This window comes from Streptomyces sp. NPDC049040 (genome assembly GCF_043197715.1).
Lineage (GTDB): Bacteria > Actinomycetota > Actinomycetes > Streptomycetales > Streptomycetaceae > Actinacidiphila.
Genome location: NZ_JBICTO010000005.1, coordinates 97402 through 115742, shown reverse-complemented (window position 1 = coordinate 115742; position 18341 = coordinate 97402). Strand labels below are relative to the sequence as shown.

Annotated in this window: 21 protein-coding genes and 1 riboswitch; of the genes, 9 read left to right on the top strand and 12 right to left on the bottom strand. The window is 73.4% G+C overall.

Annotated features, from left to right (window positions below):
* Positions 1-3 precede the first annotated feature (3 nt).
* Positions 4-1539: a DnaJ C-terminal domain-containing protein gene (locus ACGFMP_RS16055; RefSeq protein WP_393672951.1), complete on the top strand. Its 1536-nt coding sequence runs from the start codon at positions 4-6 to the stop codon at positions 1537-1539.
* Here ACGFMP_RS16055 and ACGFMP_RS16050 read toward each other — a convergent pair.
* The 7 genes from ACGFMP_RS16050 to ACGFMP_RS16020 all read right to left on the bottom strand — a co-directional run bounded on the left by ACGFMP_RS16050 (position 1450) and on the right by ACGFMP_RS16020 (position 6435).
* Entirely contained in the window at positions 1450-2286 is an 837-nt protein-coding gene (locus tag ACGFMP_RS16050) for an urease accessory protein UreD (protein WP_393672950.1), read from the bottom strand. The two genes, ACGFMP_RS16055 and ACGFMP_RS16050, sit on opposite strands and share 90 nt — an antisense overlap.
* Positions 2283-2966, bottom strand: coding sequence for an urease accessory protein UreG (gene ureG, locus ACGFMP_RS16045; protein ID WP_393672948.1), 684 nt, complete (start codon positions 2964-2966; stop codon positions 2283-2285). The genes ACGFMP_RS16050 and ureG overlap by 4 nt, the downstream gene beginning before the upstream one ends.
* Positions 2967-2981: 15 nt before the next feature.
* Positions 2982-3725 carry an urease accessory protein UreF gene (locus tag ACGFMP_RS16040; protein ID WP_393672947.1) on the bottom strand — a complete coding sequence of 248 codons (744 nt, stop codon included), beginning with the start codon at positions 3723-3725 and terminating at the stop codon, positions 2982-2984.
* Between the two features lie 10 nt (positions 3726-3735).
* Positions 3736-5457: an urease subunit alpha gene (locus tag ACGFMP_RS16035; protein ID WP_393672946.1), complete on the bottom strand. Its 1722-nt coding sequence runs from the start codon at positions 5455-5457 to the stop codon at positions 3736-3738.
* Entirely contained in the window at positions 5450-5761 is a 312-nt protein-coding gene (locus ACGFMP_RS16030) for an urease subunit beta (protein ID WP_393672945.1), read from the bottom strand. The genes ACGFMP_RS16035 and ACGFMP_RS16030 overlap by 8 nt, the downstream gene beginning before the upstream one ends.
* 9 nt (positions 5762-5770) lie before the next feature.
* Positions 5771-6073, bottom strand: coding sequence for an urease subunit gamma (locus tag ACGFMP_RS16025; RefSeq protein ID WP_327292840.1), 303 nt, complete (start codon positions 6071-6073; stop codon positions 5771-5773).
* 71 nt (positions 6074-6144) lie between these two features.
* Positions 6145-6435, bottom strand: a complete 291-nt coding sequence (locus ACGFMP_RS16020; RefSeq protein WP_393672944.1) for a type II toxin-antitoxin system Phd/YefM family antitoxin — start codon at positions 6433-6435, stop codon at positions 6145-6147.
* 58 nt (positions 6436-6493) lie between these two features.
* Between ACGFMP_RS16020 and ACGFMP_RS16015 the strand changes: the two genes are divergently transcribed.
* From ACGFMP_RS16015 to ACGFMP_RS16005, 3 genes are all read left to right on the top strand, one after another.
* Positions 6494-7129: an ATP-dependent Clp protease proteolytic subunit gene (locus ACGFMP_RS16015; protein ID WP_393672943.1), complete on the top strand. Its 636-nt coding sequence runs from the start codon at positions 6494-6496 to the stop codon at positions 7127-7129.
* 6 nt (positions 7130-7135) lie between these two features.
* A complete protein-coding gene (locus ACGFMP_RS16010) occupies positions 7136-7453 on the top strand; it encodes a hypothetical protein (RefSeq protein WP_393672942.1) in 318 nt (105 codons plus the stop codon).
* Between the two features lie 398 nt (positions 7454-7851).
* A riboswitch (cyclic di-AMP (ydaO/yuaA leader) is annotated at positions 7852-8025 on the top strand.
* Between the two features lie 3 nt (positions 8026-8028).
* Positions 8029-8508, top strand: a complete 480-nt coding sequence (locus tag ACGFMP_RS16005; protein WP_393672940.1) for a C40 family peptidase — start codon at positions 8029-8031, stop codon at positions 8506-8508.
* 121 nt (positions 8509-8629) lie between these two features.
* On the opposite strand, the gene ACGFMP_RS16000 is transcribed toward ACGFMP_RS16005, so the two are convergent.
* On the bottom strand, positions 8630-9397 hold the full coding sequence (locus tag ACGFMP_RS16000) for an ABC transporter permease (RefSeq protein WP_393672939.1): 768 nt from the start codon (positions 9395-9397) through the stop codon (positions 8630-8632).
* On the bottom strand, positions 9387-10301 hold the full coding sequence (locus ACGFMP_RS15995) for an ABC transporter ATP-binding protein (RefSeq protein WP_393672938.1): 915 nt from the start codon (positions 10299-10301) through the stop codon (positions 9387-9389). Before ACGFMP_RS15995 ends, ACGFMP_RS16000 begins: the two co-directional genes overlap by 11 nt.
* A gap of 49 nt (positions 10302-10350) precedes the next feature.
* On the opposite strand from ACGFMP_RS15995, the gene ACGFMP_RS15990 reads away from it, so the two are divergent.
* A complete protein-coding gene (locus ACGFMP_RS15990; RefSeq protein ID WP_393672937.1) occupies positions 10351-10992 on the top strand; it encodes a TetR/AcrR family transcriptional regulator in 642 nt (213 codons plus the stop codon).
* A gap of 148 nt (positions 10993-11140) precedes the next feature.
* Here the strand turns inward: ACGFMP_RS15990 and ACGFMP_RS15985 are convergent, their stop codons facing one another.
* Together ACGFMP_RS15985 and ACGFMP_RS15980 are read right to left on the bottom strand one after the other, a co-directional pair.
* On the bottom strand, positions 11141-12259 hold the full coding sequence (locus ACGFMP_RS15985) for a DUF1996 domain-containing protein (protein WP_393672936.1): 1119 nt from the start codon (positions 12257-12259) through the stop codon (positions 11141-11143).
* A gap of 283 nt (positions 12260-12542) precedes the next feature.
* Positions 12543-12971: an ATP-binding protein gene (locus ACGFMP_RS15980; protein WP_393672935.1), complete on the bottom strand. Its 429-nt coding sequence runs from the start codon at positions 12969-12971 to the stop codon at positions 12543-12545.
* A 277-nt stretch (positions 12972-13248) separates the two neighbouring features.
* On the opposite strand from ACGFMP_RS15980, the gene ACGFMP_RS15975 reads away from it, so the two are divergent.
* Together ACGFMP_RS15975 and ACGFMP_RS15970 are read left to right on the top strand one after the other, a co-directional pair.
* Positions 13249-14133, top strand: a complete 885-nt coding sequence (locus ACGFMP_RS15975; RefSeq protein WP_393672933.1) for a helix-turn-helix domain-containing protein — start codon at positions 13249-13251, stop codon at positions 14131-14133.
* Complete coding sequence (locus ACGFMP_RS15970) at positions 14130-14375, top strand: DUF397 domain-containing protein (protein WP_393672932.1); 246 nt, start codon at positions 14130-14132, stop codon at positions 14373-14375. Before ACGFMP_RS15975 ends, ACGFMP_RS15970 begins: the two co-directional genes overlap by 4 nt.
* 75 nt (positions 14376-14450) lie before the next feature.
* On the opposite strand, the gene ACGFMP_RS15965 is transcribed toward ACGFMP_RS15970, so the two are convergent.
* On the bottom strand, positions 14451-15617 hold the full coding sequence (locus tag ACGFMP_RS15965) for an 8-amino-7-oxononanoate synthase (RefSeq protein WP_393672931.1): 1167 nt from the start codon (positions 15615-15617) through the stop codon (positions 14451-14453).
* A 182-nt stretch (positions 15618-15799) separates the two neighbouring features.
* Between ACGFMP_RS15965 and bioB the strand changes: the two genes are divergently transcribed.
* Both bioB and ACGFMP_RS15955 read left to right on the top strand, forming a co-directional pair.
* Positions 15800-16975: a biotin synthase BioB gene (bioB, locus tag ACGFMP_RS15960; protein ID WP_393672929.1), complete on the top strand. Its 1176-nt coding sequence runs from the start codon at positions 15800-15802 to the stop codon at positions 16973-16975.
* Positions 16968-18290, top strand: a complete 1323-nt coding sequence (locus ACGFMP_RS15955; RefSeq protein WP_393672928.1) for an adenosylmethionine--8-amino-7-oxononanoate transaminase — start codon at positions 16968-16970, stop codon at positions 18288-18290. The genes bioB and ACGFMP_RS15955 overlap by 8 nt, the downstream gene beginning before the upstream one ends.
* The last annotated feature ends 51 nt before the right edge of the window (positions 18291-18341 follow it).

Below are 18341 nucleotides of genomic sequence, written 5' to 3'. Positions count from 1 at the left end.
CGGATGACCGACTCCCCCTTCGGCCCGGGCCGCAGGGACGCGCTGCTGATCGCGACCGGACAGTACGACGACCCGACGCTGACCGCCCTGCGCTCCCCAGGCCAGGACTGCGTGGGCCTCGCGGGAGTACTCGCGCGACCGGACATCGGCGGCTTCGGCACCGAGCAGCTGAGGGACGCGCCGGCGCATGAGGTGATGCGCGCGCTTGAGCGCTTCTTCCTCGACCGCAGCCGCGACGACCTGCTCCTGCTGCACATCTCGTGCCACGGCATCAAGGACGATGACGGCCACCTGTACTTCGCCGCCCGCGACACCGACCGCGACCTGCCCGCCTCCACCGCGGTCCCGGCCGCCTTCCTGCGCGACAGGATGGAGCGGTGCAGGGCCCGCACCGTCGTCGTCCTGCTCGACTGCTGCTACAGCGGGGCCTTCATCCCGGGGGCGAAGGGGGACGACCGGATCCACCTGCGCGACGAGCTGGCGGGCCACGGAAGGGCGGTTCTCACCGCGACCAGCCGCACCGAGTACGCCTGGGAGGGCAGCCGGGTCGAGTCCTCGGTGCCCCAGCCGTCCCGCTTCACCGGTGCCCTGATCGAGGGCCTGGCCACGGGCGCGGCCGACCTGAACCGGGACGGCCGGATCACCGTCACCGAGCTGTACGACTACGTGTACGAGTCGCTGCACCGCGCCGGTGCGCGACAGCGGCCCCGGATGTGGGCGGACCTGGAGTACCAGGTCACGATCGCGCGCACGGCTGCGGCTCGCCAGGACCCCGTGCCGCCACCGGCGGCGCCCGCGCCGCAGCCGCCCCCTGAGCCGGAACCCCTGTCGGAGCGCGAGGCCGCCCGGTACCCCCTGCCACGCACGAGCCAGGGGGAGGACTGCGTGATCTACTTCGAACTCGACCTGGCCGAGGCCTCGTTCGGCTGCACCAAGGACATCCGGGTCGAGACCGCGAGGGTGTGCGGCGACTGCTCGGGAACGGGCGGGGCGGGCGGGGCGCGACCCCGGATGTGCTCCGAGTGCTCGGGCCGCGGCCTGACGACACAGACCCCGTGGAACCCGAACGGCACCACCTTGGTGGCCCGCCCCTGCACGAAGTGCCAGGGCTTCGGCACGGTGCCCCGCCGCACGTGCCCCGAGTGCGCGGGCGACGGGCGCGTCGTGGCCCGCCGTACCCTCACACTCCGATTCCCGCCGGGAGTCGCCCACGGCACCAGGATCCTGCTGGCCGGCGAAGGAGAGGCCGGGCCCGGCGGCGGCGATCCCGGCGACCTGTACATCGAGGTCGTGGAGCTGCCGCACCCGGTTTTCCGGCGCGAGGACGCCGACCTGTACTGCACCGTGGCCATCCCGGCGGCCGTGGCAGCGGCGGGCGGCACCGCCCAGGTGGACACGCTGGACGGCAGGAAGACCGTCCGTGTCCGCAAGGGCATCCGCGACGGCCAGTCACTGCGGCTGCCGGGCCTCGGTGTTCTCCACCTCCACGGCGATGGCGCCCGCGGCGACCTGTACGCACAGGTCGAGATCCGGGGCTGACCCGGCCGGCGGCGCCACGGGCATCAGGGCGGCCGAGGCTTCGGCGAAAGCGGTGCGGGGCGCCGCCGACGTCAGCAGGAGGCCGGGGCCCGCCAGCGGGGTGAGGGAGCTGAGCGGCGGCAGCGGGAAGCCGGCGGCAGAGGCGGGTGGCGGCACCACGAGGAGCTGACTCATCGTCCGGTGGGCGCCGAGTACCGCCGGGCCGTCCCAGCCAGGCGCCGCCCCCGGGCCGAACGCCAGGGACTGGTCGAGCAGGGTGCGGCCGCCGTGGTCGACGGTGAGCCGGGTGGTGAGGTGCCCCGGCGCCTCACCGTGGCGGCCGAGGACCAGTTCCTCGCGCAGCACCAGGCAGGCGCCCGCGGCGAGCGTGACCCGGGTGGTCATCCGCAGGTCGCTGCCCCGGGCGGCGATCACCGGCTCGGGCAGCCAGTGCAGTTCCGCACCCTCGCCGACGGTCAGCCGCACGTCGTGGAAGGCCGGTCGCCCCTCGCGGTCGGGCAGCGAGACGGTCGCGGCGGCGGAGTCGACGGTGAGCCGCGCGCCGGCGGCCACCTCGACGTCGATGCCGAGCCGGTCGCCGCCGAGCGGTGCGCTCATCGCGCCGACGACGGTGACGCGGGCCCAGCCGTCCCGCGGCGCGCGGGTCCTGCGCAGGGCGAGCGGTCCCGCGCCCGCGAGCAGCGGCAGCGCGGTGCCGCCCGCGCCGCTGGGCACGGCCCTGATCCGGGCGACGGACGCGACCGTCATACGGCCCAGGCCGCGAGCCGTTCGCCGACCCACGCGGCGACGGGCGCGATGCCGTCGCCGCGCGTGACGGAGGTGAAGACCACGGGGAGCGCCCCGCGCTGGGCGGCGGCGTCGCGGGCCATCCGGTCCAGGTCGGCGCCGACGTGCGGCGCGAGGTCGGTCTTGTTGACGACCAGCAGGTCGGCGGTGGTCACCCCGGGGCCGCCCTTGCGGGGGATGTCGTCACCGCCGGCCACGTCGATCACGAAGATCTGCGCGTCGACCAGGCCCTTGGAGAAGGTCGCGGTGAGGTTGTCGCCGCCGGACTCCACGAGCACCAGGTCGAGCGGTCCCACCGCCTCCTCCAGGTCCTCGACGGCTTCGAGGTTCGCCGAGATGTCGTCGCGGATCGCGGTGTGCGGGCAGGCGCCGGTCTCGACGCCGACGATCCGCTCGGGCGGCAGCACCGCGCTGCGGAGCAGGAATTCGGCGTCCTCGCGGGTGTAGATGTCGTTGGTGACGACCCCGATGGCGAGCCGGTCGCGCAGTTCGCGGCACAGCGCGGCGACCGTGGCGGTCTTGCCGGAGCCGACGGGGCCGCCGAGCCCGATCCGCAGCGCCCGGCGGCGGCCGTCGGGGCGCAGGTCGGAGGAGGAGTGCGCGTAGCGCTCGGGGAAGACCTCGGGGTGGTCACGGTGCATGCTGGGCTCCGTCGGTCATGAGGCGAACAGCCGTACCGGCCAGGCCGCGTGCTGCTCCGCGCTGATGTCGAGCAGCGGTGCACAGGCGGCGGGCAGGGCGGTGAGGCCTTCGGTTGTCGCGCGGGCTGCCGCGTCTGCGGCGGCGCGGGCGGTGGCGTCGATCTGCGGGGCGAGCCGCGCCAGCACGGCGGCGGCGTGGAAGGGGTCGAGGCTGAGCAGCCGGACCGCGGCGGTTGCCGGGCCGGCGGCGGACTCGTAGGCGGCCGCGTAGCCGGCGTGCAGCGGGCGCAGGCCCGCCGCCTGTGCGGCCAGGCCGAGGACGACGGGCTGGTGGGCGCCGCGTGGGCGGGCCGCGGCGAGCCCGTCGAGGCCGGCCGAGGGCCAGGTGGCGCGGGCCGCCCGCATGAGCTGGCGGCCGAGCCGCCGGGAGACCGTACGCAGCGCGAGCGAGGGTGTGCGGGCATCCGCGGCATCGTCGAGCGCGAGCGGGTCAAGTCCTGCGGTCGCCGCCGCGGCCAGTGCGGCGGCGACCAGTCCCGCGGTGTGCAGCCGCCCGCGGCAGAAGTCCGCGAGGTCGGCCGCGTCGTGGACGCGCCCGTCGGCGACCGCCGCCTCTGCGCCCCCCGAGTGCGCGTGGCCGCCGGCCGGGAAGCGCCCGTCGGACAGCAGCAGCAGCGCGGCGAGGGAGGTGTCGGTGGCGCACTCGCGGGCGATGTCAGCGGCATCGGTGAGGCCGGCGGCTTCGGTGAGGTCGGTCATCGTCCGGGCCTCAGAAGAGGAAGTATCGCTGGGCCATGGGCAGTTCCGCGGCGGGGGCGGGCTCCACGACCTCGCCGTCGATCCGCACCGTGAACGTGTCGGGGTCCACCCTGACCTCGGGCAGTGCCGCGTTCTCGCGCATGTCGGCCTTGGTGACGGCCCGGGTGTCGTGGGCGGCGGTGAACTGCTTGCCGAGGCCGAGGCGTTCCGGCAGGCCGTCGTCGAGCGCCGCCCGGGTGACGAAGTTGACGGAGTTGGCCGCGGGGGCGGCGCCGACGCCGCCGAACATCGGCCGGGGCAGCACGGGTTGCGGGGTGGGGATGGACGCGTTGGCGTCGCCCATCTGGGCGTAGGCGATCTGCCCTCCCTTGAGCACCAGTTGCGGCTTGACGCCGAAGAAGGCCGGGTCCCACAGCACCAGGTCGGCGAGCTTGCCCGGCTCGACGGAGCCGATCTCGTGGTCCAGGCCCTGCGCGACGGCGGGGTTGATGGTGTACTTCGCGATGTACCGGCGCGCCCGGTGGTTGTCCGCGGCGGTGTCGCCGGGCAGTGCGCCGCGGCGGCGCTTCATGACGTGGGCGGTCTGCCAGGTGCGCAGCGCGATCTCGCCGATCCGGCCCATGGCCTGCGAGTCCGAGCTGATGATGCTGATCGCGCCGAGGTCGTGCAGCACGTCCTCGGCGGCGATGGTGGACGGGCGGATACGGGACTCGGCGAAGGCGAGGTCCTCCGGCACCGCGGGGTTGAGATGGTGGCAGACCATCAGCATGTCGAGGTGCTCCTCGACGGTGTTGACGGTGTGCGGCCGGGTCGGGTTCGTCGACGACGGCAGCACGTTGGGGTGCGAGACGACGCTGATGATGTCGGGCGCGTGCCCGCCGCCCGCGCCCTCGGTGTGGTAGGCGTGGATGCCGCGTCCCGCGATGGCGGCAAGGGTGTCCTCGACGAAGCCGGCCTCGTTCAGCGTGTCGGTGTGCAGGGCGAGTTGCGCCCCGGTCTGCTCGCACACCCCGAGGCAGGCGTCGATCGCCGCGGGGGTCGCGCCCCAGTCCTCGTGGATCTTGAAGCCGAGCGCTCCGGCCCGCAACTGGGCGTGCAGCGAGGCGGGGTTGACCGTGTTGCCCTTGCCGAGCAGCCCGACGTTGACCGGATACGCCTCGAGTGCGGCGAACATCCGCGCCAGGTGCCAGCCGCCGGGGGTGATGGTGGTGGCCTTGGTGCCCTCGGCCGGTCCTGTGCCCCCGCCGAGGACGGTGGTCACACCGGAGGCCAGCGCCTCGTCGATCAGGGTCGGCGAGATGAAGTGCACGTGGGCGTCGATGGTGCCCGCGGTGAGGATCCTGCCGTTGCCCGCGATGACCTCGGTCTCCGGACCGATGACCAGGTCGGGGTGGACGCCGTCCATGGTCTCGGGGTTGCCTGCCTTGCCCAGCGCGGTGACGCGGCCGTCACGCAGGCCCACGTCGGCCTTGACGACGCCCCAGTGGTCGAGGACGACCGCACCGGTGATCACCGTGTCGGGCGCGCCCTCGGCCCGGGTGGCGCGGCCCTGCCCCATGGACTCGCGGATGACCTTGCCGCCGCCGAAGACGGCTTCGTCGCCGGCCAGTCCCGGGCCGCCGGCGAGGTCGCGTTCGACCTCGATCAGCAGGTCGGTGTCGGCGAGCCGGATGCGGTCGCCGGTGGTGGGGCCGTAGAGGTCGGCGTAGACGGGCCGGGTGAGTTCAGGCATCGAGGGCTCCTCCGGTCTCGCCGCGCAGGCCCGCGACCACCCGGGCGCCGGCGATCGGCACCAGTTCGACCTCGGCGGGGATGCCGGGCTCGAAGCGCACCGCGGTGCCCGCGGCGATGTTCAGCCGCAGGCCGCGGGCGGCGGCGCGGTCGAAGCTCAGGCCCGGATTGGCCTCGGCGAAGTGGTAGTGCGAACCGACCTGCACCGGGCGGTCGGCGGTGTTGAGCACCGCGATCCGGGTGACGGGGCGGCCGGGGTTGAGTACGACCGGCGCGCCGGCGTGGATGATCTCTCCTGGAATCACGCCGCCCCCTCAGACGATCGGCTCATGGACGGTGACGAGCTTGGTGCCGTCGGGGAAGGTCGCCTCGACCTGCACGTCGTGGATCATCTCGGGGATGCCGTCCATGACGTCGTCGCGGGTCAGGACGCCGCGGCCGGACTCCATGAGCTCGGCGACGCTGCGCCCGTCGCGTGCGCCCTCCAGGATGTGGGAGGTGATCAGCGCGACGGCCTCGGGGTGGTTCAGCCGCAGGCCGCGGGCACGCCGCCGCTCGGCCACGTCGGCCGCGACATGGATGAGCAGGCGTTCCTGCTCATGGGGGGTCAACCGCACAGCCGCACCTCACAGTCTCTCGCCTGGCCCGTGAGATTAGTTCGGCGGCGTTTCACCCGCGTTAACGGCTGTTACGGGCGCCGGTCCCCCGTGCCGGGACCGCGGTGCTCGGCCGCGATGCCGAACCTCCGGCGTTCGCCCGTGGCGGACGCCCCGGGCCCCACGGTGGACACCGTACTGATCACCTGCTCCTCCGGCTGCTCGTCGAGATCACGGAGTCGTTGCAGGTCAGCGGCTGAGACCAGGGCGACCAGCGGCTTGCCGTGCCGGGTCAGCACCACCTGCTCACCGCCGTAGACCACGCGGTTGATGAGGTCGGCGAGCTGCGCACGCGCTTGTGTCACCGGGACGTCGTAGGTCATGCTCCCCATCATAACGAGATGTACGTCCTGTACATTTTGACCTGAGGAGGGTGCCCGCATGTTCCGACCCACCGCCCGCTACGTGCTGCCGGAGTTCACCGAGCGCAGCAGCACCGGCGTCCGCACCATGGACCCCTACTCCAAGCTGCTCCAGGAGCGGATCGTCTTCCTGGGCACCCAGATCGACGACACCTCGGCGAACGACGTGATGGCCCAGCTCATCCATCTGGAGAGCGCTTCCCCGGATCAGGACATCCACCTCTACATCAACTCGCCGGGCGGCTCCTTCTCCGCCATGACCGCGATCTACGACACGATGCAGTTCGTCACCTGCGACGTGGCCACGGTCTGCATCGGGCAGGCGGCCTCGGCGGCCGCGGTGCTGCTGACGGCCGGCGCACCGGGCAAGCGCATGATCACCCCGGGGGCGCGGATCCTGGTCCACCAGCCGTCGCTGGGCGACGTGGTGCAGGGCGACGTGTCGGACCTGGAGATCCAGGCGAGGGAACTGCTCCGCACCCGCGAGCGGTTGGAGACGCTGCTGGCCCGGCACACCGGCCAGGACATCGAGCGGATCCGCACCGACATCGAGCGGGACAAGGTCTTCGACGCCGAAGCCGCCGTCGCCTACGGCCTGGTGGACCGGCTGACCACCAGCCGCAAGGCCAACAGTCCCTCCTACGGCCTGCGGTGAGGCCCCGTGGTGCCGGAACTGCCGCCGCTGCCGGCGCTGACCCGCTCCGAGGGCGAGCTGATCGACTGCTACCTCGAGGTCGTCGACCTGCTCGGCAGGATCAACCCCGCGCGCACCGCGGACACCTACTCGGCGCTGCGCGCGGCCCAGGCGCTGGTGGGTCGCGCGGTGGCGCTGCGCGAGGCGCTGACGGTGATGCACCTGCGCGGCGAGACGGAGATGCATCACGCCACGCTGGGGCGGGCGCTGCGGGTCCTGGACGGCGAACGCCGGTCGTCGCTCGCCGCGGTGCCGCCCGAGCAGCGCACGCCGCCGCCCGGCTGACGGTCGCGCGCCGGACAGGCCGCCGGCCCCAAGCAGGGCGGGCGGGGGCGGACTGAGGGATCGTCGGCCGTGATCGTCACTCAGCGGCACGGCCGACCCCGGTTCGGCCGAACACCGGCTCAGCCCATTGGCGGATCGGCGACCCCGGCGCGGACCGGGGGCGCGGTTGCGCGCCCGCCTGCCGACGCTCGGCAAGCGCGCAGGTCACACAGGCCGGCGAAAGCGCGGACCACCCGAAGGGCCCAGCGTCGGCACTCGGGCAGCGGCGCTGTGACGAGAATCACATCGGGCGTTTCCCGCCCGGTGCCGACGTGCCGGGTGCGTCACGATCCGTAGTGACGACAAGCCCCCGCCGCCGTGGCGGGGCGGTCCGCACGGACGCCGAGTCCCGCCGGCGTGTGGATGCCAGGTCGACACGAGTGCAACGGCGGGAGCGGAGGACCCAGGCACGACGGGGCCGGCCCGGAGCACGTACGGGCCACCTCTTGGGGTGAAGCCGCTGCATGCGGCCGGGCATCTTCGCCTGCCCGAACCCGACAGGTCATCCTTCGCAGGCTGACGACGAAGGGTTGCGCATGACCGCGCCTCACGTCCTGTCCGCACGGCTGTCACGGATCGGGGCCGCGTCCCTGTTCACGGCCGCGGCAGTCGCCGTACCCGCGCTGCTGCCGGGTGCGGCACAGCAGGCGGGCGCCGCCACGATGGCCGTGAAGGCCCTCGGCGTGGCGGCCTCCAAGCAGGGCTCGCCCTACCAGTGGGGCGCCACCGGCCCCAGCCGCTTCGACTGCTCGGGCCTGACGCTGTACTCGTTCAAGCAGGCGGGCAAGAAGCTGCCGCGCACCGCGGCGGCGCAGTACCGCAGCACCAGGCACGTCTCCGCCTCCGCGCGCCGCGCGGGCGACCTGGTGTTCTTCCACGCCGGTTCCGCGGCGTCGTCCGTCTACCACGTCGGGATCTACGCAGGCGGTGGCGAGATCTGGCACGCGCCCAAGACCGGCGCGCGGGTCCGGCTGGAACACATCTGGACCAGGAGCGTGTGGTACGGCCGGGTGTGACGTCCGCCCGGCGTGTCGGGCATGCTGCGCAACGCGCCCGCGACGGCGCCCAACGCGCGCCCGGCGCACCCCGGACCGCGGTGGGCACCCGCCCGGCACGCCCGCGGCGGGCCCTGACCGGTCACACGGTCGCGGCCCGGCCCCACCCGCGTGTGATGCGCAGGGCGGCGACCGCGCCTGCCGCCGACGCCACACCGAGCAGCACCGCGACCGCGGCGAGGGTACCCGCGGTGTCGCCGGCAGCGGCGGCACGCAGCGCGTGCGCGGCCCAATACCCCGGCGAGGCGGGCGCGATGGCACGGGCCCAGCCCGGCAGTTCGGCCACCGGCACCAGCGCGCCGCCCAACGTGGTGAGCACCAGCGCGCCGATGTCGTGCAGGGCCGCCAACTGGCCGGGGCTGCGGGCGAGTACGCCGAGCGCGGTGCCGAGGCCGAGCAGCGCGAGCCCCCAGGCGGCACACGCCGCCAGCAGCAGCAGCGGCGCTGCGACCGGCATCCCCAGCACGGCCACGCCGAAGCCGAGCACCACCGCCTGCTGGGCGGCGAGCACGCAGAAGACCGGCACCGCCTTGCCGAGCAGGAGTTCGGCCGCCCCCGCGGGGGTCGTCCGCAGCCGGTCCCAGGTCCGCCAGGTCCGCTCGGACAGGATCGAGGTGCCCACGATCGACAGCGCGAGCAGCGAGAACGTCACCAGCGACCCGATCACCGCCTGCGCGGTCCCGTCCGCCGCCCCCTGCGCCGCCTCGTAGAGCGGGCGCAGCGCGAGCAGCACCACCACCGGCATGACGATCCTGCCGAGCAGCGGGCCCGGTTCACGCAGCAGCACGGTCGTGTTGAGCCGGACCAGCACTCCGGTGCGCAGCAGGAAGCCGCGGGTGTCAGGCCGCATACGGAGCCTCCTCGGCGAGCGCCCGGTAGAGGTCGTCCAGGTCCGGGCTGCGTACGTCGACGGTCAGCGGTGCGCAGCCCGCGGCGAGCAGCGCGGCCAGGTCGGCGGGCGGGTCGGCGCTGCTGATCCGCAGTACCCCGTCGGGATCGGTGCGGCTCCTGGAGCGCAGCTCCTGGGGCAGGCCGGAGCGTAGGGAAGGCGCCGCCGGATCGAGGGTGACCCGGATCTCGCCCGGGAGCCCGGCGGTGAGGGCGGCGCGCTCGCCGCGTGCGACCACCCGGCCGGCCCGTGCGACCGCGAGGGTCGCGTCCAGGTCGACCAATTCCGGCAGGTAGTGGGTGGTGTAGACGACCGCGGCGCCGGCGGCGGCCCTGGACCGTACGGCCGAGAGGAGCGCCTGCCGGGTCTGCGGGTCGGCCCCCGCCGTCGGCTCGTCGAGCAGCAGCACCCGCGGAGCGCCGACCATCGCGGCGGCTGCCTGGGTCCTGCGCCGCTGGCCGCCGGAGAGTGCCGCGCAGGGCCGGTCGAGCACGTCGGTGAGCAGCAGTTCCTCGGCGATCCGCCCGGCGGCGCGGCCGGCGGCGGCGCGCCGCAGTCCGGCCAGGCCGGCGAACAGCCGCAGCTGCTCGCGGACGGTGAGCCTCGGGTAGAGGGCGATGTCCTGCGGGGCGACGCCGAGTACGGCGCGGGCGGCCCGGGGCGCGGCCGTCGCGTCGACACCGCAGACCGCCACCCGGCCCGTGTCCGGTCGGACCAGACCGGTCACCACCTCCACGAACGTGGTCTTGCCCGCCCCGTTGTGCCCGATGAGCCCGGCGATCTCGCCGGGCCGCACGGTGAGCGAGAAGCCGTCCAGCGCGCGCCGGCTCCCGTAGCTCTTGACCAGTCCCTCCACTGCGAGCACATCGCCTCCCGTAAGTGATCTACAGTGTATAGATCTACAGTGTAGAGCCATGAGTGGGAAACGGGAAGAAATCCTGGACGCCGCCGAGGCGATCGCCGACGAGCGCGGCCTCGAGGGGCTGTCGATGCGGGCGGTCGCACAGGCCGTCGGCCTGACGCCGATGGCCCTCTACCCGCACGTCAAGGACAAGGGCGGCCTGCTCGACGCCCTGGTGGGGCGGATGCTGGGGCGGCTGTACGAGGCGGCGCCGGGCGCGGCCTCGCAGGAGAGCGAGTGGCGCGAGCGGCTGCGGCTGTTCGCCCGCACCGCCCGCACCCTCTCGCTGGGGCACCCGTGGGCGGCCGGTCTGCTGTTCTCGCGGCCCGCCGTCGCGCCGGACGCCGTGCGCACCGTCGACCTGCTCTACACCGTCCTGCTCGACGCGGGGATTTCGCCGGCCGAAGTCCCGCGGCTGGAGCGGCTGGTGAGCACGTTCGTCCTCGGCTGGATCGCCTCCGAGGCCGGTGGCCGGTTCGGACCCGGCAGCCTCGATCCGCGGGGGCGGCGCGGGCAGTTGCCGACCGGCACGCTGCCAGGGCATGGCGCGCTGGCCGGCCATCTGGACCAGCCGGTCGACTGGGAGGCGGAGTTCGAAGCGGACCTGACCGATCTGGTGGCCATGGTCGAGGCGGCCGTCGCACGGAAGCCCTGAGGCACGGACCGGCGTTCGCGGGGGCCACGTCCGCCCATGGGCGCGGAATGCATGCCGCGTCGGGGTCGGGCCGGGTGCCCGATGATTTTGGAGAGCGCTCTCCCGGAGGGGTGGGGAAAACCCGCCCGGGAGAGCGCGTCCGGACGGGTCAGTGGATGAGCCGGTAGTTGCTGTCGAGGACGGCGCCCTTGCCGGGCTGGGACTGGTCGTAGCCGTGTGCGTCGCACTGCAGGCCGCCGTTGATGCAGTGGGCGACCATGGCGGACTGGGTGGCGGTGTCCCAGTCGGCGAAGAAGTCGTAGTGGAAGGAGTAGCCCGCGCCGCTGGCCAGGCGCACCTGCGACATGTCGCCGTTGACGGGCCAGGCCATCTTGAACTCGATCATCGGCAGCGCGACGGGGTGGTCGGCGGGGCACACGTTCTGGTTCGCGCCCCAGGCCACCGGATAGGCCATGTGGCTCTTGTGGTCAGGGGTGTCGAGGTGGATGCCGTCCCAGCAACTGGGCGCCTGCAGCCGGATGTTCAGCTGGGCGTCCTGGGTGCTGGGGCAGCTCGCCGGGAAGTTCCAGTTGTGGTAGCTCTGCCCGCACTCCCAGCCCTCGACCGTGCCCTTGAGGTTCTTGAACTCGTCCTGGGACTGCATCGGGTTGCCCACCACGAACCGCAGCCCCTTGGGGAAGGGCCGCACCGAGGTGTAGTCGTTGACCGACGACTTGTAGTAGATCGTCTGCGGCCCGACCGGCAGGATCTTCTGGGTGCCCTTGAAGAGGGACGGCATCCAGTACGCCGACTTGTCCCCGGGCGCCAGGCACGCCGTGCCGCCCGCCGCGTCCAGCGACGCCGTCGTGGAGTTGCCGTTCGTGCTGGTGTTGCCCATGAAGGTGTGGTCGTGGGACTTGCCCGGCTGCCCGGGGTAGACGATCGGGTCGTCGGGTGCGGTGTGGTCGGGCGCGCACTTGGCCTGGAACTCGTGGAAGTACGCGTGCGGCGGGTCGTACGTCGACGGAGTCACGCCGGTCACCGGCGGGTTGGCCATGATGTAGCCGTCGCCGTCCGGGTCGTCGCCCGACGTCTGGTCGGACACCGCCATGCCCGGCATCTCGGGCATCGCGCCGGCGGCCGCACCGTGGGCCGCGGCGGGCGAACCCGCCGACGACGCGGCCGGTTCGCCGGCAGCCGAGTTCGCGGTGAGCAGCGCGCCGCCGCCGGCTGTGACCAGCGCGAGGGCGACGAGCAGCCCGGGAATCCTTCTCGGCCTCCGTGCCATGGAAACCTCCTTGTGCGCAGTGATGGGGGGATGTTGTGGGCATGACAGTCCACACTCGCCGGGAGAGGCGCGGCACCGGCGATCCTGGGTTCTGGGAGAGCGCTCTCCCAGCGCTTGGGAATGTTCCGCCCCCAGTACGGATGTGTCAACAGTTGGTGAAGTGGCATGAACAGCCGCCGCACCGCGGCCGGCCGCCCGAACACCGGCCGACCTGGGCGGCGTTGGAATAGTGAGGGTTTTGTGAAGACTTCCTGTTTCCGAGTACGGGTCGCCGGCCTGCCCTTCAGGCGACCGGCACCGCCCACGGGAGCGTGATCCACACGGTCTTGCCCCCGTCGTCGGTCGGGGTGACTCGGAGACTGCCGCCGGACTCCGCGGCGAGGTGGCGGACGATCACCATTCCTCGGCCGCTGTCCTGTTGCAGGGCCGCGGCCGACTGCCGGGGCCAGCGCGGGTGACTGTCGGTGACGCCGATGCTCAGCTGCTCGGAACGCTCGAGACGCACATCGACGGTGAAGGTCGGCGACAGCCCCGAGGTGTGCAGCACCGCGTTGGTGGCCAGCTCCGACACGATCAGGCGTACGGCGTCGACGGCGGGGGACTCCGCGGGGAGCCCCCAATCGGCCAGCACACCGCACACGTAGCGCCTGGCCGTCGTCACCGACGCCGGGTCGCTCGACAGGGTGACGGATGCTTCCTGAAGATCTGCCATGGCGACGCTTCCCTTTCCCGCCGTGACCTGGCTCCGGTGCGCACCTGCGCCGAAGCACGGCGCCCGGGAATCGGGTCGCCTCGCATACGTCGGGTTCGCGCCAGAATGACACTCATCGTGCCGCCCTTGCGGACGTTCCACAGGTGTCTGCATATATCTGTCGCTCAAAACGGTGAACTCTGCTACGTGAGAACGCATTTGGTCGGCAGACTGTCGTATCGGGTGAATAGGGCGGCGTGCAGGGCGGCATGCCGTATACCGAGGAGGCGCGAAAACGATGGAAAGAGTGCCCGCCGTACGCCGGCGCAGACTCGGCGCGGAGCTGCGACGGCTGCGCGACCTCGCAGGGCTCACCAGTGGCGAGGCGGCCGACCTCGCGGGGTGGCACCAGTCGAAGGTCAGCAGGATCGAGACCGGCCGCAGCAGCGTGCGCGCGGAGGACGTGAACCTGCTGCTGGACATCTACGCGGTACGCGACCGGGACGTCCGCGACCTGCTGTGCACGCTGGCCGGCTACGGCCACCAGCGCGGCTGGTGGCACGACTTCCGCGAGGTCCTGCCGGTCGAGTACCGCGACTTCATCAGCCTGGAGACCGGGGCGAGCCGGGCCAGGTCGATGGAGACCAGTGTGGTGCCCGGACTGCTCCAGACCCCCGCCTACGCGCATGCGCTGACCGGGGACGTCATGCCGCAGCTCGGGCCGCGCGAGGTGACCGCGCTGGTGGAGGTGCGGATCGCCCGGCAGGCGGTGCTGCATCAGGACCCCCCGCTGGAGCTGACCGCGGTGCTGGACGAGGCGGTGCTGCGCCGCGAGGTCGGCGGCCCGGAGGTGATGGCGGGTCAGCTGCGGAGCCTCGCGGAGGCGGCGGAGCTGCCGCAGGTGTCCTTGCATGTGCTGCCATTTGCCGCGGGCGGGCACATAGGGGTGACAGGGTCTTTCGTCATCTTCTCCTTTCCGCGCATTGCTGATCTGGATGTGGTTGTTCTCGACCATCTGACGAGTAGTCTCTGTGTCGATCGGAAAGAGGACATCACCGCTTACGCCGCCGCGTTCGCCCGATTGCGTGATCGCGCGCTTCCCTGTGCGGAATCGGCTGCGATGATCACCCGAATCGGTTCCGAGTTCACGCGGATGCCGCGGCCCACGAAGGAGGCACCATGACCGCGCTGTCCCCGTCACCGTCCCGGCACGTTTCCGCCAGTACGGCGCTCGTCGGCGCGGCCTGGCGGCGCAGCAGTCACAGTACGGCGGCGAACAACTGCGTCGAGGCTGCGGCGTTGCCGACCGGACGGGTCGCGGTCCGCGACTCCAAGGACGTCGCGGGGCCCGCACTCGTCTTCCCTTCGGGTGCGTGGGCGGCCTTCGTCGAGGCGGTCGCGTCCGAGACGATGCGTTCCGCGTAGGCCCCAGGGGTACGCGGCCGCCGTCCGCGTTCGCGGCCCCGGCAGGAGCCGGCCCCTCCCCCGGCGTGCGGCTTGTCAGGCACCCGGGGGCGCGGCCGCCACGATGGCGGCCGCCGCCGCGGCGATCTGCGCGTCGGTCAGGTCGGCCGCGGCCGTGAGCCGGAGGCGTGAGACGCCGTCGGGCACGGACGGCGGCCGGAAGCAGCCGACGGACAGGCCGGCGGCGCGGCACGCGGCGGCCCAGGCGGTGGCGGCGGCGGGCGAGGGCGCGCGGACCGACACGACGCAGGCGTCCGGCGCCGTGGCGTCGAGTCCGGCCCCGGTGAGCAGCCGGTGGAAGGTGCGGGCCGCCGCGAGGGCGCGGACCGCCCGGTCGGGCTCGCGGCGCAGCAGCCGCAGCGCGCCGAGCGCCGCGCCCGCGGCGGCCGGGGCCAGGCCAGTGTCGAAGATGAAGGTGCGGGCCGCGTTGACCAGGTGGTCGATGACGGCGGCGGGGCCGAGCACGACACCCCCCTGCGCGCCCAGCGCCTTCGACAAGGTCGCCGTGCAGACCACGTCGGGCGCCCCGGCGAGACCGGCCGCGTGGACGGCGCCGCGGCCGCCGTCACCGAGGACGCCGAGGCCGTGGGCGTCGTCCACCAGCAGTGCGGCCCCGTGTTCGCGGGCGGCCGCCGCGTGTGCGGCCAGCGGTGCCGCGTCACCGTCCACGGAGAAGACCGAGTCGGTCACGACGATCGCCCGCCCGGTGTGCCCGGCGAGCGCTTTGCGCACGGCGTCGCTGTCGGCGTGCGGGACGACCTCGGTGCGGGCCCTGGACAGCCGGCAGCCGTCGATCAGCGAGGCGTGGTTGGCGGCGTCGGAGACCAGCAGGGTGCCGGCGTCGGTGAGCGCGGTGACCGCGGCCAGGTTGGCGGCGTAGCCGGAGGCCATCACCAGGGCGGCTTCGAAGCCGGTGAAGTCGGCGATCTCCGCTTCGAGTTCCGCGTGCAGCGCGGTGCTGCCGGTGACCAGCCGGGAGCCGGTGGCGCCCGCGCCCCAGCGCAGGCAAGCGTCGGCGCCTGCCCTGGTGACCTCGGGGTGGCGGCTCAGGCCGAGGTAGTCGTTGCCCGCGAGGTCGAGCAGCGGCGAGTCGGCGGCCCTCGGCCGCAGTTCGCGGCGCAGGCCCGCGGCGGCGCGGACGGCGGCCTGCTCCTCGATCCAGCCGAAGGGGCCGTGCGGCGCGCCGGGCGGTGTGCTGTTCACTGCTGTCCCCTGGTTCGGATCGGCGGACGGTCGAGCGGCCCGGCCGGCCGGCCGGATCGCGTCCACCTGCAACGTACTGGCCCGCAATCGTGCACAGGGTGTGGTGATGCACACACCGCGGGCCACGGGTGTTGTGCGGTCCGTCATTGGCCGCGGGCCGTCCGGTAGGCGAGGATCCCCTCATGGATCTGCTGACCGCACTGGTGGACAAGGGGCTGCGACGCGAGCTGCCCACCCGGGACGAGGCGCTTGCCGTCCTCGCGACCTCCGACGACGACCTGCTGGATGTGGTGGCCGCGGCGGGCCGGGTGCGCCGCCAGTGGTTCGGCCGCAGAGTGAAGCTGAACTACCTGGTCAACCTCAAGTCCGGGCTGTGCCCCGAGGACTGCTCGTACTGCTCGCAGCGGCTCGGCTCGAAGGCCGATGTCCTCAAGTACACCTGGCTGAAGCCGGACGAGGCGGCCGCCGCGGCGAGCGCGGGAGTGGCGGGCGGCGCCAAGCGGGTGTGCCTGGTGGCGAGCGGGCGCGGCCCGACGGACCGGGACGTGGACCGGGTCTCGCAGACGATCGCGGCGATCAAGGACCAGAACGAGGGCGTCGAGGTGTGCGCCTGCCTGGGCCTGCTGTCCGGCGGCCAGGCCGACCGGCTGCGGGAGGCGGGCGCCGACGCGTACAACCACAACCTCAACACCTCGGAGGGGACCTACGGGTCCATCACCACCACCCACACCTACGCCGACCGCGTCGACACCGTGCAGAAGGCGCAGGCCGCGGGCTTGTCGGCGTGCTCGGGGCTGATCGCGGGAATGGGCGAGACCGACGCGGACCTGGTGGACGTGGTGTTCGGGCTGCGCGAGCTCGACCCCGACTCCGTCCCGGTGAACTTCCTGATCCCCTTCGAGGGCACCCCGCTGGCGAAGGAGTGGAATCTCACCCCGCAGCGCTGCCTGCGGATCCTGGCGATGGTCAGGTTCGTCTGCCCGGATGTGGAGGTACGCCTCGCGGGCGGCCGCGAGGTGCACCTGCGGACGATGCAGCCGCTGGCGCTGCACCTGGTCAACTCCATCTTCCTGGGCGACTACCTGACCAGCGAGGGCCAGGCAGGCCAGGCCGACCTCGACATGATCGCGGACGCGGGCTTCGAGGTGGAGGGCGCGGACACCGTGACGCTGCCCAAGCACCGGGCGGCCGGGGTGTGCGGCCCGGCCGACGGCGGCTGCGGGGGCGGCGGTTGCGGTGAGGGGCACGAAGGCGGCTGCCACGACAGCGCCGCCGTGGAGACCGTACCGGCGGCGCGCACGGATCTGGTCGCCGTACGCCGCCGGGGCGCGGGGACGGATCTGCCGCCCAATGCCTGAGCCGTACGCGGCGGCGGGTCCGCTGCCGCCCGAGGTGCTGCTGCACCTGGACCGGGAGCACGTGTGGCATCCCTACGGCCCGATGCCGGGACGCCAGGAACCGCTGGTGGTCGCCTCGGCGTCGGGGGTGCGGCTGCGGCTGGCCGCGCCGGCCGAGGGGCAGGACGAGCTGGTCGACGGGATGTCGTCGTGGTGGTCGGCGATCCACGGCTACCGGCACCCGGTGCTGGACGCGGCGGTGCGCGACCAGCTGGGCCGGATGAGCCATGTGATGTTCGGCGGGCTCACGCACGAGCCCGCGGTGCGCCTGGCCGCGCGGCTGGTGGAGATCACGCCTGAGCCGCTGCGGCACGTCTTCCTGGCCGACTCCGGCTCGGTGTCGGTCGAGGTCGCGGTGAAGATGTGCCTCCAGTACTGGCGTTCGCTCGGCCGCCCGGCCAAGCAGCGGCTGCTGACCTGGCGCGGCGGCTACCACGGCGACACCTGGCAGCCGATGTCGGTCTGCGACCCGGACGGCGGTATGCACCGGCTGTGGTCGGGTGTCCTGCCCGAGCAGGTCTTTGCCGACGCGCCGCCGCCGGGCTTCGACGCCGAGCCGGACCCGCGGTACGCGGCGCACCTGCGGGAGCTGATCGGGCGCCATGCCGCGGAGCTGGCCGCGGTGGTCGTCGAGCCGGTGGTCCAGGGCGCGGGCGGTATGGCCTTCCACTCCCCCGGCTACCTGCGGGTGCTGCGGGAGGCGTGCGACGAGCACGACGTGCTGCTGGTCCTCGACGAGATCGCCACCGGCTTCGGGCGGACCGGTGAGCTCTTCGCGGCAGGCCACGCCGGGATCAGCCCGGATGTGATGTGCGTCGGCAAGGCGCTGACCGGCGGTTACCTGACGATGGCGGCGGCGCTGTGCACCAGCCGGGTGGCGGAGGGCATCTCACGGGGCGAGGTGCCGGTGCTCGCGCACGGCCCGACCTTCATGGGCAACCCGCTGGCCGCGGCCGTCGCCAACGCCTCGCTCGACGTGCTGCTCGGACAGGACTGGGCGCAGCAGGTCAAGCGGATCGAGGCCGGGCTGCGCGAGGGCCTGGCGGAGGTGGCCGGGCTGCCGGGGGTGCGCGACGTGCGGGTGCTCGGCGCGATCGGGGTGGTCCAGCTCGACCACCCGGTGGACATGGCGGCGGCGACCAGGGCCGCGGTGCGGGCCGGGGTGTGGCTGCGGCCCTTCCGCGACCTGGTCTACACGATGCCGCCGTACGTGACGGGGGACGAGGACGTGGCGCGCATCTGCGCGGGCGTGAGGGATGCCGCGCTGGCTGCGTGAGCACGGCACGGATGGGCAGGGTCCCCTGGGCGCCCTTCACGGCGACCGGGG

Bases quoted from the DNA above. Each gene is read 5' to 3' on its own strand.
- ACGFMP_RS16055 (WP_393672951.1), top strand. From the start codon at position 4: ATGACCGACTCCCCCTTCGGCCCGGGCCGCAGGGACGCGCTGCTGATC.
- ACGFMP_RS16050 (WP_393672950.1), bottom strand. From the start codon at position 2,286: ATGACGGTCGCGTCCGTCGCCCGGATCAGGGCCGTGCCCAGCGGCGCG.
- ureG (WP_393672948.1), bottom strand. From the start codon at position 2,966: ATGCACCGTGACCACCCCGAGGTCTTCCCCGAGCGCTACGCGCACTCC.
- ACGFMP_RS16040 (WP_393672947.1), bottom strand. From the start codon at position 3,725: ATGACCGACCTCACCGAAGCCGCCGGCCTCACCGATGCCGCTGACATC.
- ACGFMP_RS16035 (WP_393672946.1), bottom strand. From the start codon at position 5,457: ATGCCTGAACTCACCCGGCCCGTCTACGCCGACCTCTACGGCCCCACC.
- ACGFMP_RS16020 (WP_393672944.1), bottom strand. From the start codon at position 6,435: ATGACCTACGACGTCCCGGTGACACAAGCGCGTGCGCAGCTCGCCGAC.
- ACGFMP_RS16015 (WP_393672943.1), top strand. From the start codon at position 6,494: ATGTTCCGACCCACCGCCCGCTACGTGCTGCCGGAGTTCACCGAGCGC.
- ACGFMP_RS16005 (WP_393672940.1), top strand. From the start codon at position 8,029: ATGACCGCGCCTCACGTCCTGTCCGCACGGCTGTCACGGATCGGGGCC.
- ACGFMP_RS16000 (WP_393672939.1), bottom strand. From the start codon at position 9,397: ATGCGGCCTGACACCCGCGGCTTCCTGCTGCGCACCGGAGTGCTGGTC.
- ACGFMP_RS15990 (WP_393672937.1), top strand. From the start codon at position 10,351: ATGAGTGGGAAACGGGAAGAAATCCTGGACGCCGCCGAGGCGATCGCC.
- ACGFMP_RS15985 (WP_393672936.1), bottom strand. From the start codon at position 12,259: ATGGCACGGAGGCCGAGAAGGATTCCCGGGCTGCTCGTCGCCCTCGCG.
- ACGFMP_RS15980 (WP_393672935.1), bottom strand. From the start codon at position 12,971: ATGGCAGATCTTCAGGAAGCATCCGTCACCCTGTCGAGCGACCCGGCG.
- ACGFMP_RS15975 (WP_393672933.1), top strand. From the start codon at position 13,249: ATGGAAAGAGTGCCCGCCGTACGCCGGCGCAGACTCGGCGCGGAGCTG.
- ACGFMP_RS15970 (WP_393672932.1), top strand. From the start codon at position 14,130: ATGACCGCGCTGTCCCCGTCACCGTCCCGGCACGTTTCCGCCAGTACG.
- bioB (WP_393672929.1), top strand. From the start codon at position 15,800: ATGGATCTGCTGACCGCACTGGTGGACAAGGGGCTGCGACGCGAGCTG.
- ACGFMP_RS15955 (WP_393672928.1), top strand. From the start codon at position 16,968: ATGCCTGAGCCGTACGCGGCGGCGGGTCCGCTGCCGCCCGAGGTGCTG.